At 36.4% G+C, this 13,307-nt stretch carries 11 protein-coding genes; 5 read left to right on the top strand and 6 right to left on the bottom strand.

Going from position 1 to position 13,307, the window contains the following annotated elements:
- The first annotated feature begins 81 nt into the window (after positions 1–81).
- A complete protein-coding gene (carB, locus tag BM084_RS17130; RefSeq protein WP_093306255.1) occupies positions 82–2,934 on the top strand; it encodes a carbamoyl-phosphate synthase large subunit in 2,853 nt (950 codons plus the stop codon).
- Positions 2,935–3,206: 272 nt separating this feature from the next.
- The gene (locus BM084_RS17135) at positions 3,207–3,599 is read left to right on the top strand and encodes a DUF423 domain-containing protein (protein ID WP_093306257.1); all 393 of its coding nucleotides are present in this window, start codon (positions 3,207–3,209) and stop codon (positions 3,597–3,599) included.
- Here BM084_RS17135 and BM084_RS17140 read toward each other — a convergent pair.
- From BM084_RS17140 to BM084_RS17165, 6 genes are all read right to left on the bottom strand, one after another.
- Positions 3,594–4,568: a bile acid:sodium symporter family protein gene (locus BM084_RS17140; protein ID WP_093306259.1), complete on the bottom strand. Its 975-nt coding sequence runs from the start codon at positions 4,566–4,568 to the stop codon at positions 3,594–3,596. The genes BM084_RS17135 and BM084_RS17140 overlap by 6 nt on opposite strands.
- A gap of 5 nt (positions 4,569–4,573) precedes the next feature.
- A complete protein-coding gene (locus BM084_RS17145) occupies positions 4,574–5,116 on the bottom strand; it encodes an acyl-CoA thioesterase (protein WP_093306260.1) in 543 nt (180 codons plus the stop codon).
- A gap of 3 nt (positions 5,117–5,119) precedes the next feature.
- Positions 5,120–5,488, bottom strand: a complete 369-nt coding sequence (locus BM084_RS17150; RefSeq protein WP_093306263.1) for a 6-phosphogluconate dehydrogenase — start codon at positions 5,486–5,488, stop codon at positions 5,120–5,122.
- Between the two features lie 4 nt (positions 5,489–5,492).
- Complete coding sequence (locus BM084_RS17155; protein WP_093306266.1) at positions 5,493–6,635, bottom strand: serine hydrolase domain-containing protein; 1,143 nt, start codon at positions 6,633–6,635, stop codon at positions 5,493–5,495.
- A gap of 78 nt (positions 6,636–6,713) precedes the next feature.
- A complete protein-coding gene (gene rmuC / locus BM084_RS17160) occupies positions 6,714–8,117 on the bottom strand; it encodes a DNA recombination protein RmuC (RefSeq protein ID WP_093306268.1) in 1,404 nt (467 codons plus the stop codon).
- A gap of 82 nt (positions 8,118–8,199) precedes the next feature.
- Positions 8,200–9,192, bottom strand: a complete 993-nt coding sequence (locus BM084_RS17165) for an endo alpha-1,4 polygalactosaminidase (RefSeq protein ID WP_093306270.1) — start codon at positions 9,190–9,192, stop codon at positions 8,200–8,202.
- Positions 9,193–9,367: 175 nt separating this feature from the next.
- Here BM084_RS17165 and pelF point away from each other — a divergent pair, with 175 nt between their 5' ends.
- The 3 genes from pelF to BM084_RS17180 are packed head-to-tail and all read left to right on the top strand — an operon-like array spanning position 9,368 to position 13,306.
- Positions 9,368–10,891 carry a GT4 family glycosyltransferase PelF gene (gene pelF, locus BM084_RS17170; RefSeq protein WP_093306271.1) on the top strand — a complete coding sequence of 508 codons (1,524 nt, stop codon included), beginning with the start codon at positions 9,368–9,370 and terminating at the stop codon, positions 10,889–10,891.
- Between the two features lie 2 nt (positions 10,892–10,893).
- Positions 10,894–12,507 (top strand): exopolysaccharide Pel transporter PelG, encoded by a 1,614-nt coding sequence (gene pelG, locus BM084_RS17175; RefSeq protein ID WP_093306273.1) that lies wholly within the window; start codon positions 10,894–10,896, stop codon positions 12,505–12,507.
- 7 nt (positions 12,508–12,514) lie between these two features.
- Positions 12,515–13,306, top strand: coding sequence for an endo alpha-1,4 polygalactosaminidase (locus tag BM084_RS17180; protein WP_177195727.1), 792 nt, complete (start codon positions 12,515–12,517; stop codon positions 13,304–13,306).
- Position 13,307: the final 1 nt, after the last annotated feature.

The following is a 13,307-nucleotide window of genomic DNA, read 5'->3' on the forward strand; positions in this document are numbered from 1 at the left end:
TTACTTTTTTTAGTAACGCCTTTTTTTATATCCAATCGCTTCCTTACTTTTATGTTTCATATGCTACAATCCTGATAAAAAATGCCCAAAAACAACAACCTTAAAAGTATCCTTATTATTGGCTCCGGACCTATTATTATAGGCCAGGCCTGCGAATTTGATTATGCCGGAACACAGTCTTTACGCTCCTTGCGTGAAGATGGGATAGAGACTATCCTGCTTAACTCCAATCCGGCTACAATTATGACAGATCCGTCTATGGCAGATCACGTCTATCTAAAACCTTTAACTACAAAGTCTATTGTAGAAATTCTTAAAAAGCATCCCAATATAGATGCAGTTCTACCAACAATGGGTGGCCAAACTGCTTTAAATCTCTGTATTGAAGCCGATGAAAAAGGAATTTGGGAAGATTTTGGAATAAAATTAATAGGGGTAGATATTGACGCCATTAATATTACCGAAGATCGCGAAAAGTTTAAACAGCTTATGGGGAGAATTGGAATTCCAGTAGCCCCGGCAAAAACGGTGACCTCTTATCTTCAGGGAAAAGAAGTTGCGCAGGAGTTTGGTTTTCCTTTAGTGATTCGTGCCTCTTTTACTTTAGGTGGAAGTGGAGCTTCGTTTGTACACGGTCCAGATGAGTTTGATGAAAAACTTACCCACGGCCTGGAAGCTTCGCCAATTCACGAGGTGCTAATAGACAAAGCACTTTTAGGTTGGAAGGAATATGAATTAGAACTTCTAAGAGACAAGAACGATAATGTGGTAATTATTTGTTCTATAGAAAATATGGATCCAATGGGGATCCACACCGGCGATTCTATTACAGTAGCTCCCGCAATGACATTAAGCGATACCGCTTACCAGCGTATGCGTGATATGGCGATAAAAATGATGCGTAGCATTGGCGATTTTGCCGGTGGATGTAACGTACAGTTTGCGGTGAGTCCAGACGAAAAGGAAGATATTATTGCGATAGAAATTAACCCAAGGGTTTCAAGATCTTCTGCCTTAGCTTCTAAAGCAACCGGGTATCCCATAGCGAAAATTGCAACAAAACTGGCAATTGGGTATAACTTAGATGAATTGGAAAACCAGATTACTAAATCTACATCGGCTTTATTTGAGCCTACTTTAGATTACGTGATCGTGAAAATCCCGCGCTGGAATTTCGATAAATTTGAGGGCGCAGACCGCACCTTAGGACTTCAAATGAAATCTGTGGGAGAGGTGATGGGAATTGGCCGTTCCTTTCAGGAGGCCTTACATAAAGCCACACAATCACTTGAGATTAAAAGAAACGGACTTGGAGCTGACGGAAAAAGCTACACCAAGTACGACGAAATTATAGAAAAACTTACTTACGCTAGTTGGGATCGTGTTTTTGTGATTTATGATGCAATACAGGCGGGAATTCCGTTAAGCCGCATTCACGAGATCACTAAAATAGATATGTGGTTCTTGCGTCAATACGAAGAGCTTTATGCTTTAGATGTAGAGATCTCTAAGCACGATAAAGAATCTCTACCAAAAGATCTTTTGCTGGAAGCGAAACAAAAAGGTTTTGCCGATAGGCAAATAGCACATATGCTGGATTGTCTGGAAAGTGAAGTTTATAATAAACGGGTAGATCTGGGAATAAATAGGGTTTATAAACTTGTAGATACCTGTGCGGCTGAATTTAAAGCTGAAACCCCTTATTACTATTCCACTTTTGAAGCCGAAATTGAAACTCCAGACGGCAAACGTTATGTAGATAACGAAAGTAAGGTGAGCGAGAAGAAAAAGATTGTAGTTCTTGGTTCTGGACCCAACCGAATAGGTCAGGGGATTGAATTTGACTACAGTTGTGTGCACGGTGTATTGGCCGCTTCAGAATGCGGTTACGAAACCATCATGATAAACTGTAACCCTGAGACGGTTTCTACCGATTTTGATATTGCCGATAAACTTTATTTTGAACCGGTTTTCTGGGAACATATTTATGATATTATTCGTCACGAAAAACCAGAAGGAGTGATCGTTCAGCTTGGTGGACAGACTGCACTGAAATTAGCTGAAAAACTGGATCGCTACGGAATTAAAATTATGGGAACCAGCTTTGAAGCTTTAGATCTTGCTGAAGATCGCGGAAGCTTCTCAAAGTTGCTTCAGGCTAACGATATTCCTTACCCTGAATTTGGAACCGCTGAAACTGCTGAAGAAGCCCTGGCATTAGCCGATGAACTTGATTTCCCAATCCTAGTTAGACCTTCATACGTATTAGGTGGGCAGGGGATGAAGATCGTGATCAATAAGGACGAACTAGAAGAAACAGTAGTAGATTTACTTCGAAAAATCCCGAATAATAAATTGTTACTGGATCATTATTTAGATGGTGCTATAGAAGCTGAAGCAGATGCAATTTGTGACGGGGAAGATGTTCATATTATAGGAATAATGGAGCATATTGAACCTTGCGGAATCCACTCTGGAGATTCTAATGCCTTGTTACCTCCTTTTAACCTTGGAGACCTGGTGATGGAGCAGATAAAAGACCATACCCGTAAGATCGCTTTAGCGCTTAATACAGTTGGTTTAATAAATATCCAGTTCGCTATTAAAGATGATATGGTGTATATCATTGAGGCCAATCCTAGAGCTTCCAGAACGGTGCCGTTTATCGCGAAGGCTTATAAAGAACCTTATGTGAACTACGCGACCAAAGTGATGCTTGGTGAAAAGAAAATCAAGGATTTCAAATTTAATCCGAAGTTAGAAGGTTATGCAATAAAACAACCGGTATTTTCTTTCAATAAGTTTCATAAAGTGAACAAGCAACTAGGTCCTGAAATGAAAAGTACAGGGGAAAGTATTCTCTTTATTGATAGCTTAAGGGACGATGCCTTTTACGACCTGTATAGTAGGAGGAAGATGTATTTGAGTAAGTAGGACAAACAGACCTCACAGGTTTCTAAAACCTGTGAGGTCTTTACTTATTATGAAAAATAAAGCTCTTGAAAGAATTAAATAATCGTCATCCTGAATTTATTTCAGGATCTAAGATCTTAATAATTATAAAAATGTTAGAAGCTGAAACAAGTTCAGCTTGACGAAACCAGTTCTTTTTACTCAACACAATAAACCAAAAACCTACAAGGTGTTTAAACTTTGTAGGTTTTCTAACTTAAATAAATAACCTCTCAGGATTATAATTATAACTAATGAAAGAAATTGTACTCATAATAGGTGGAATCTACGGCACACTTGCAGTAGTTTTTGGTGCTTTTGGAGCCCACGCTTTAAAAAAGCGTTTTTCTGAAGATCAGCTAAAAAGTTTTGAATCAGGAGTAAAATACCAAATGTACCACGCAATTATGCTTATAATTTCCGGAATAGTTTTTCCGTTTATTGGTATTTCTCAGCAGCTTATTGCCTGGTTTTTTATAATTGGAATATTTCTGTTCTCTTTTAGTATTTATGGTTTAACCCTAAGCGATTCCGTTGGAAAGAAAATAAAGATTTTAGGACCAATAACTCCACTTGGCGGACTTCTGTTAATTCTGGGTTGGATCTTTTTCACTATAAGTATCGCTGATATTGCGCTTTACTTATAAAGTTTCTTCTAAAGTTTCAGCTTTTAAAACTCGCTTTCTATAGTTTTCAGCATAAAAAGCGATTAGTATTAATTGCAGAGAATGATAGATCATTATAGGTAGTAATAATAGTCCGGTATTGGCTGAATTTCCAAAGATTACTTTTACCATTACAGAGCCGTGCACCAGGGATTTTTTAGTACCGCAAAATTGGGTGGTGATCCTGTCTTTTAAACTAAAACCTAAAATATTACAGATTAAACCAAGTCCAAAGTAAACTATAAAAAACAATAAAATAACTATCCCGGTAAGCTTAAGTAAATCAATAGTTTCTACGCTGCTAAATATATTGGATGTGAACGAGTTACTAAAGCTTGAGTAAACAATTAGTATAATAGTAGTTTTATCTAGCAAGCCTAATTTTCTACTGTGCTTTCTTGCAAAATTCCCAAGAAATTTTTGTAGAAATAATCCAAGAATTAGCGGTATAATAATCTGCCAGCATAATTTTATAAGTACATCCAGGAATTCAAAATCGGTACTTCCACTAAGAAAAAAACTTAGCCAAATGGGAGTTGCGAAGATGCCTATTAAACCCGAAAGGCTGGCGTTGAAAATGGCGGTAGGCAAATTTCCTTTAGCCAAAGAAACCATCACTATAGAAGAAGAGACTGTAGAAGGAAGTGTTCCCAGAAAAAATAAAGCAATCCAAAGATCTGAACCTGTTCCTGCTTCAAAAAGCGGTAAGCATAGCAGAGCTAAAAGTGGGAAGGCTACAAAGGTGGCTAACTGAATTGCGATGTGAACTTTATAATTCAGAAAACCCAATTTAAACTCTGCGGGAGATAATTTTAGTCCGTAGAAAAAGAAAATAAAACCTATCCCAATGTCGGTGATGGTTTTTAGCGGAAAAATCACAATTCCCTCAGGGAATAAATAGGCGATTATTATCGCCACAAAAATAGCTGCTATAAATCCATTAAATTTCAAATTTTTTACTGCTCTATTTTAACCTTATATTCATCCAGTAAGTGCACATATTCTTTTGAAGAAAAATCGGTCTCATGAAATTCCTGTTTACGATTCAGCTTCATTTTATTACGTTTTATGCTTTTTGCAAAACGACGAATATCGTGCTCATTACTAAGGATTAAGCCGGGAACCTGTAGCGATTTTCCGTCTTCAGCCTTAGCCACCATCGTGAAATAGGAAGAATTACAATGTTTTATCTCGCCGGTTCTAATATTTTCGGCTTCAACGCGAATTCCAATTACCATAGAACTATTACCCACGTAATTTACCGAAGCCTTCATCGTTACTAATTCGCCAATTTCTATAGGTTTTAGGAAATCTACGGTATCAACACTAGCGGTTACACAATAGGCTCCAGAGTGTTTGGAGGCACAGGCAAAAGCGATGCGATCCATAAGTGAAAGCACATAGCCTCCGTGAATTTTTCCGTTGAAATTTGAATGAGAAGGCAGCATTAATTCTGAAATATCTACCTGTGAGTCTTTTACGTGTTTAAATTGAGTCATAAATTATCTATCTCTAAAATGAGGGGATTCGGCTTCTTCTACTTCGGTTATAAAATATTTGGTATCACCCCAAAAGAAAAAAGTGGCGTAACGCTCAACATATTTTAGTCTAACATAATTACCTTCGTTCTCCTGTAGCGCTTCTATAGCTTCCTGGTTATTGTCTAATACTGAAAATTGAAAGATTTGCGCACCACTAATTCCCTGGCTAATTTCACCTTCCCAGGTTTTAGAAATCACACCTTTTTTACTGAATTTTATAAGTTCGCCGCTCCTTGTGCCTTCGCTGTAAGGCACGAAGTAGATAAATGCAAACCAGGCGATGAAGAGTAGTAAAATAGCTCCTAAAATACCAAAAAGTGTTTTTTTCATAATTCTAGTTATAGATTTTCTGCACGAATTCTTCTATTTTAGAAGGTTCCAGCCAGCGGGTAACAATTACCAGGTTTTCTTTACGATCTACAATAATAAAATTTCCGCCGAAACCAGCCGCATAAAAAATGTTTTTATCTATATTTTTCCATTGTCTCGGGCCATCGGCATTTAACCACCACATATATCCGTAGTTTGGGTTTGTAGCTGAAGGCTGAATAGCTTCTTGAATAAGTGCTTCTGAAATTAATTGTTCGCCATTCCAATTGCCATTATTCATAAATAGTAAACCAAAACGCGCCATATCTTCGGTATTGATAAACATTCCGCCGCCGGAATGCCCGCCACCACTAACCGATTGCATTTTGTAGCCATCTATGGTAGTCCAGGAATTCTCGTACCCAAACCAGCGCCAGCTCGAAGAAGCGTTTATAGGATCCATAATTTTTTCTTTTAAAACCTTGGGAAGTGGTTTTCTAAAAACATTGAGTAAAGAATAGGCGAGTACATTAACCCGAACATCGTTGTACTTAAAATGCGTTCCAGGTTCGTTGAGTTTCCGGTTTCGCCAATCGTCTATTCCTGTATCCTGAGAAGGCCTGTCGGCCCAATCATAAGAACCCCAAAGTTCCCCGCTCCAATCTGAATTCTGCTCAAGCAAATGTTTCCAGGTGATTTTTGAGTTATGTTCGCCTTCAAAAGTATTGTCCCAAACGTAATTGATTACCGGGTCCTTAACATTAGTGATCAGGTTTTGATCTAAGGCGAGTAGGGCGGTGGTAGAGAGAAAACTTTTGGTAACGCTAAAAGTCATATCCACACGCTTTGTATCTCCCCATTTTGCCACTAAGTAGCCATTTTTTAAAATTATTCCCGCCGGGCCACCGCGTCTTTTGGTAGGTCCTAAGATTTCGTGATAAGGTTCGTGTTGGAAGCCCTTTAATATTGCCTGGCGTAAATCTTTGGATTCGGAATATTCGTTTGCTTCAGCAAGCTGAATAGCTTCGGAGAAATCTAAATTGAAAGATTTTGGATCTTTTTCTTCCCAGGTTCCGGCTTCAGGAAAATAAATATGCTGTGCTGAAATATTCAGCATAAAAAGGTTTATCAATAAAAAACTGAAAACTGATTTGTTATAGGTTTTCATATTAATTTTTGGTTTTATTTTCTTGAATGCATAATAATTACAAACCTACAAGGTTTTCAAAACCTTGCAGGAGAGTGGTTAATTTTCATGATTTTCTTCAATTTCTTCCTCATCTATAGCTGATAGCATTTTAGGATCTATTTGTTTATTGGCTTTAGCACCCAGTTTTTTAAGTTTTTCTACCCGTCTAAGTAGATTTCCTTTTCCGGTAAGCTTTTTCATCGCGCCTTCATAGGAATTTTGAACCGTTCCCAATTGCCTGCCAATTTTTGTAAGCTCTTCGGTTAGAGCAGTGAAAGAATCGTATAAAGCCCCGGCCTGGGTTGCGATGGCAATGGCGTTTTGCTTTTGTTTTTCGTTTTGCCACATACTGTCTATGGTCTTGAGTACAGCGAGTAGAGTGGTGGGTGTAACGATAATTATATTCTTATCAAAAGCTTCAGAATACAGTCCTGGATATTCGTTGGAAGCGACAGCAAACGCAGCTTCAATGGGAATGAAAAGTAAAACGAAGTCGGGACTTTCCATCTCGTATAATTGGTGGTAATTTTTATTACCCAATTCACTTACCCGGTTTCGAATAGCGGTAAGGTGATTTTTCAGATGTTGTTTTCTATCCTGCTCATCTGTTTCATTGCTGTAGCGTTCGTAGGCGTTTAGGGAGACTTTAGAATCTACGATCATTTTTTTATCGCCAGGAAGATTAATTACCACATCGGGCAAAACCCGTTTCCCGTCGGCATTGGTAAAACTTTGTTGTACACTGTATTCGCTGCCTTTTTGGAGTCCGCTGCGTTCCAGAACCCGCTCCAGGATCATTTCGCCCCAGTTTCCCTGTGTTTTAGTGTCGCCTTTAAGCGCTTTAGTGAGATTGGTGGCTTCCTTGCTCATTTGCTCGTTAAGCTCTTTTAACCCAATAATTTGTTGTCGCAGCATAGCATGGCGATCTATACTTTCTTTATTTCCTTCTTCGATTCGTTTTTCAAAATGAAGGATTTTTTCCTGCAAAGGGTTTAGAATATTCTGAATATTTTCTTTATTCTGAAGGGTAAATTTCTCAGATTTTTGCTCTAAAATTTTATTGGCGAGGTTTTCAAATTCTTTCTCGAATTTCTCCTGAAGTTGTTCAACTTCGGCTTTTTGTTCTTTATTTCTTTGCTCTAAATTTTCAAATTCGGCATTACGGCGGGTGAGTTCTGTATTTAAAAAATCTTTCTCTCTTCGAATTTCTTCGCGTTCTTTTTCGAGTTTTTCAGTTTGTACCCGGAATGTATTTTTATAATCTAATAATTCAGTTTTATAATTCTCTAAATTGCTATTCATATGATTTTTAAACTCATCAACCTGAAGTGATAATTGATTATTCTTTTCTTCAAGAATAGCTTCTTTATTTTTACTTTTTAATCCTGAAATTAATTTTCCGAAGTAAAGTCCGATTAAGAGTGTGACAAAAATTAAGGCGAAAAGTAAATAATCGTTCATTGAGAAAATGGAGTTTTCCCAAAGATACTTATTTGCCCGAATTGATTAAGAATTTAGGACCTGGATTATGCAGAGATATTAATTATTCCCGGTCCTCAAAATATTGGTAACCGTCTATAATATCCAGGTAAACCCCGTCAAAACCTGCAGCGATAATTTTAGAGAGATAAGCGTTTTCGCTGCCGTAGATTAAATCTTTCCAGTCCTCGTTCCAGTACTCTACTTTAAAATTCCCTTCCCATTCCGGGTTTTCTTCAAGGAGCCAGGTTGGGGATTTGGAACTCCAATTTTCTTCCCAGTAAAAACGATAATCTTCGGCTTCGCCAATAGACATATAAGATATAACTAAACGCTCAGCACCATTTTTTTTCTTCTTTAATTTTTGAATGTCTTCGGCAGTAAAAGCTTCGTTATGAAAGAAAAGATCCATAATAATAAGATCGTAATTAGTAAAAGCAAGTTCGGTGATAAGATCGTATTTCGAAGAATATTCAGCGTAATTTAAAAGATACAGGAAGTTTTTAGCTTCAGAAAGATGGCTTATATTTTTATTATTTTCATTAAAAACAGGATAAGCTGGAATTCTATCAAGTTCCCGCCGTGGCGCCGCGAAAGAAGTATAATTGTTTTCCTCATTAAGCCTGTAGGAATTTTTCATAAGCTTAAAACCCGAACAATAATCAGTTACCAATACTTGCTTGCCCTCGTCTTTTGCCAAATCAAGGTACTTTCTTAAATATAAATTATCGGCTTTTGGGGTGATTTTGTTTAACTTTGGATAACCATAAAAAAGATCTTCCTGGGCTACCGCATCTATAGCATTTAAATAATCTAAAGCAGGAGTTTTCTTTAATTTAGCTTCTTTGGAAACCAACTGAACTCCATTCTGTGGGACAACTATAAAATTAGGATTTTCTTCTTTTGCGATTTCACTTATTTCAATAACAAACTCCCGCATTTCCTGGCGGTAGTCAATATTATTATTATTATTATTATTCGATTCCTGAGCCACGTGTTCACCGCAGGAAAGGAATAAGTAGCAAAGCATATAAATGCTTATTCTAAAGAAGTTCATAGATATGGAGCAATTTTAAACAAAGATAAGTTAAATTACCATCCCTAAATTACGCTTTATAGTAGGATTGTTATTCTATTTAAACAAATTATAATTTAGGGTTTTCTTGTAAAATTTATATCGCCGGGTTTTTAAGTAACTGATTTTTAATATATTTTTGGCGCAAAACTTTTAAATGGCAAAACCATCTGTATTGCTTATAATGGAAGGCACTTATCCTTTTAATGGTGGCGGTGTTTCTACCTGGGCGCATATTTTATGTAACAGGGTTAGCAATGTAGATTTTAAACTGTATTCTATAAATGCTTCTTTTGAGACAGAGTATAAGTATAAACTTAGCGATAATATAAACGAAGTAATACAGGTGCCTCTTTGGACACCAGATGAACCTTACGATTATATAAGTTACGGTGAGGAATATTATAAAACGGTAGCTAAAAAAGAGTGGACTAATGATGAAGTAGTTGCTCAAAAGTTTATTCCTATTTTTAAAAGCTTACTGGAGTTTATTTATAGCGACGACCGTGATATAGAAGACCTGGATATAATTTTTCATCAGTTGTGGTTTTATTTTGAAGATTATGATTATAAAGAAACCATTAGAAATGAGCAGGTTTGGCTAACTTATAGAGATACTCTCGCTAAATTTATTATTGGTGAGCGTAACCCCGATGCATCTTTAATAGATATTACCATAGGCTTGCGCTGGATTTACAGGTTTTTAATACCACTTGCCATAGTGAACATTCCAAAAGTAGATGTTTCTCATTTAACGCTAAGTGGCTTCCCGGTAATTCCGGCACTTATTGCCAATTACAAATACGGGACCCCAATAATCCTCACAGAACACGGAGTTTTTATTAGAGAAAGGTTATTGGCTATAAACAATTCAGAATATCCATATTTTTTAAAGAGTTTACTTATAAGGTTTTCAGAAGCTATTACCCGTTTGGTTTATCATAAGGCCGAAGTAATTATTTCTGTAAATAAATTCAATCAAAAATGGGAAAAATGGTACGGGGCAGATCCGTCTAAATTCAGAATAATATACAATGGTATTGATCCCGAAGTTTTTAAACCCGGCCCTAAACCTCCACATTTAAAAGACATTCCTACCGTAGTTGCTTTGGCGAGAATTTTTGAATTAAAGGATATTCTTACCATGATTAGATCTTGTGCGGTAGTTAAAAGAAGTATTCCCGAGGTACAATACCTGGTTTATGGAGATAATGATGCCGTACCTGATTATACCAAAGAATGCCTTGAACTTATAGCCGAATTAGGATTGCAAAACAATTTTAAATTAATGGGCCCAAGGAACAACCCACAGGAAGTTTTTTTAGAGGGAGATATTTCTATCCTGACGTCTATTTCTGAAGGATTTCCATATACCGTAATTGAATCTATGGGTTGTGGTATTCCCGTGGTTTCTACTGATGTGGGCGGAGTTAAAGAAGCACTTGATAATAGCTGTGGTTTTACCTGTAAACCAAAAGATGCCGAAGAAATTGGTGACAATGTTTTAAAATTGCTGTTAGATGATGATTTGCGAAAGAGTATGGGAAGAAATGCCAGGGAAAAAGTTTTGAATAATTTCACCTTATCCAAGTTTATTGGCGAATATGAAGCTATTTATGATGATATTGTGAAAATACCCAGGGCCAAAAAAAAACTTACCAAGATTGAAGATTTTTCCTGAAAATGACTAAAGATCAAATTAAAGCTATTGCAAAACTTGTTGTTGCGGTTAAAGAACGTAATGGTAAACCCGTGAATGTTTATGTGGTAGCCGCCACAATAGAATCTTTTGGAATTAGGGAAGTAGATGCGAAAGAAGATTATGGCTTTGAAAGTATAATGCATCTTTCAAATTATATTTATAAAGCTTATGATGCCATTACCCTGGCAAACCTTAAAAATAATAATCAGCGTGTTGCTGAAGCCAAAACTTATAAAAGACTCGCTCTAACCGAGTATATTACGACAAAAAATACCAAGCGCTTTCTTGTAGATTATACTTCAGGACTTTTACATTTATTTCCGGTTTTCTTGCAGGTGGTTGCCATAATTTTATTCGGATTTTCCCTTTGGACTTACTCTCATTTTAATAACCTACAATCTACCGCAGTGGTACTGGGGGTAATTATTGGTTTTATTAGCAGTGCGGGTTTTGTGCAGGTTTTGGGAAAACAGGTTTCCTATTACTGGTATAATAAAGATTACCATATGGCGAAACATTCTACCGTCCAAATTATAAAAAACGGGACTATTGCTATATTAGGCTTTTTTATATTCTCTTTACTTATCAATTTAGTAATCCCACTTTATAGTCTTCTTTTTGTAGTTATAACCTTTATTTACGCCTTGTTTATAGGTTTTCTTCTTTTGGTTTTAGCGCCTTTATATGCGTTAAAACAACGATGGATGCTTTCTTTTAGCGTCTTTGCAGGTACGGTGTTAGCGCTTTTACTTCATTTTTATACTGATATGCACCCTTATTATATTCATTGGACAGGGATTCTGGTTGCTTCTTTAATTTCGGTTGGTTATATCTATTCCTTCTTTCATTTTAAGCTGAAAAATGAAACCGCGGTAAAAAAGAAGCCAAAGGTAATGCTCTCGTTATATCGTAATTTCAACTACTTTTTATACGGTACTTTTATTTTTCTTTTTGTTTTCCTGGACAGGATAGTGGCCTGGTCTTCTACCTTAAACAGGGATATTCCCTATATAATTTATTATGAAAAAGATTATGAGATTGGAATGGATCTCGCTATTCTCATTTTCTTCCTTCTTGGCGGAGTAATGGAATACGCTATTCACTCTTATATTAGGCATATGGATTTTCATCAACTTCAAACAAAATATTCAGATTTTCAGCGTTTTAACGATAAAATGAAAAAGATGTATTATAAACATTTACGTTTATTTGCTATTAGTGCCGCGGGTATTGCCGTATTATTATATTTAATTGTTACGCAACCCTGGGGCTACTCCAGAGGTTTTGATGAAATTCTGAGTCCGTTGAGTATAAAAGTTTGTATTCTTGGAAGTATAGGTTACTTATTTCTTAGCCTGGGAATGTTAAATGTACTCTATCTATATACGCTGGGAAGACATAGGAAACCACTGGTGGCCATTATAAGTGCTTTTCTGGTTAATTTTATAATTGGAGTCTTTTTAAGCAGATGGGTTTCTTACGAATATAGTGTTATGGGAATGTTAGTGGGGTCTCTGTTATTTGCAATACTTACAACACGGGAAACATATAGTTTCTTTAAAAATCTGGACTATTATTACTATGCATCTTATTAAAATAATTATGGTTACAGCAGCAATCTGTTTAAATACCGCCCAGTCCGTCGCTCAAAAGGTTACCCAGGAAAAACAAATACTTTTTACCTATGGCGATTTTTACCCAGCAGAAGTTTCAGGATACGAAATTGTAGTAATAGAAAGCGCTCATTTTGACAGTGAAGACATTGCAATGCTAAAGCAAAATAATACTACCATTCTGGGTTATATTAGCCTGGGAGAAGTTAATGAGGCTGCTGCTCATTTTCCCGAAATTAAAGATTTCACTTTTGGAAAAAATAAAATATGGAATAGCCATATTTTAGACATTGAAAATGAAGAAACCCGGGAAGCTCTAATGGCAATTTTTGATTACAATATGAAAAAAGGACTGGACGGGATGTTTTTAGACAATATAGATAACTATACCGGTTTTGGACCTACACCAGAAAAGAAAGAAGCTTTAATAGATTTTTTAAAGATTTTAAACTTGGTTTATCCCAATATTCATTTAATGCAAAATGCCGGTGTTTCTATACTAAAAGATACCCATCCATTTATAGATTCTGTAGCAAAAGAAAGTATTGCTTCAGATTATAATTTTCAGGAGAAAAAATATCAATTAAGAGAGGAAGCTATTTTTCAGCAACTTTTAAACGAGCTAAAGCAGGTGTATGATGAATACGAAGTCCCAGTGGTTTTAATAGAATATGCCGAAACCCGAAAGTTAAAAAAAGATATTAAACAAAGATTAGCACAAACCCCCTGGCCTTATTTTATTGGGAAAATAGATTTGCAGGAAATCCCCGAAAAAGGTTGAA

This window comes from Salegentibacter agarivorans (assembly GCF_900113135.1).
GTDB lineage: Bacteria > Bacteroidota > Bacteroidia > Flavobacteriales > Flavobacteriaceae > Salegentibacter > Salegentibacter agarivorans.

Bases quoted from the DNA above. Each gene is read 5' to 3' on its own strand.
- carB (WP_093306255.1), top strand. From the start codon at position 82: ATGCCCAAAAACAACAACCTTAAAAGTATCCTTATTATTGGCTCCGGA.
- BM084_RS17135 (WP_093306257.1), top strand. From the start codon at position 3,207: ATGAAAGAAATTGTACTCATAATAGGTGGAATCTACGGCACACTTGCA.
- BM084_RS17145 (WP_093306260.1), bottom strand. From the start codon at position 5,116: ATGACTCAATTTAAACACGTAAAAGACTCACAGGTAGATATTTCAGAA.
- BM084_RS17150 (WP_093306263.1), bottom strand. From the start codon at position 5,488: ATGAAAAAAACACTTTTTGGTATTTTAGGAGCTATTTTACTACTCTTC.
- BM084_RS17155 (WP_093306266.1), bottom strand. From the start codon at position 6,635: ATGAAAACCTATAACAAATCAGTTTTCAGTTTTTTATTGATAAACCTT.
- rmuC (WP_093306268.1), bottom strand. From the start codon at position 8,117: ATGAACGATTATTTACTTTTCGCCTTAATTTTTGTCACACTCTTAATC.
- BM084_RS17165 (WP_093306270.1), bottom strand. From the start codon at position 9,192: ATGAACTTCTTTAGAATAAGCATTTATATGCTTTGCTACTTATTCCTT.
- pelF (WP_093306271.1), top strand. From the start codon at position 9,368: ATGGCAAAACCATCTGTATTGCTTATAATGGAAGGCACTTATCCTTTT.
- pelG (WP_093306273.1), top strand. From the start codon at position 10,894: ATGACTAAAGATCAAATTAAAGCTATTGCAAAACTTGTTGTTGCGGTT.
- BM084_RS17180 (WP_177195727.1), top strand. From the start codon at position 12,515: ATGGTTACAGCAGCAATCTGTTTAAATACCGCCCAGTCCGTCGCTCAA.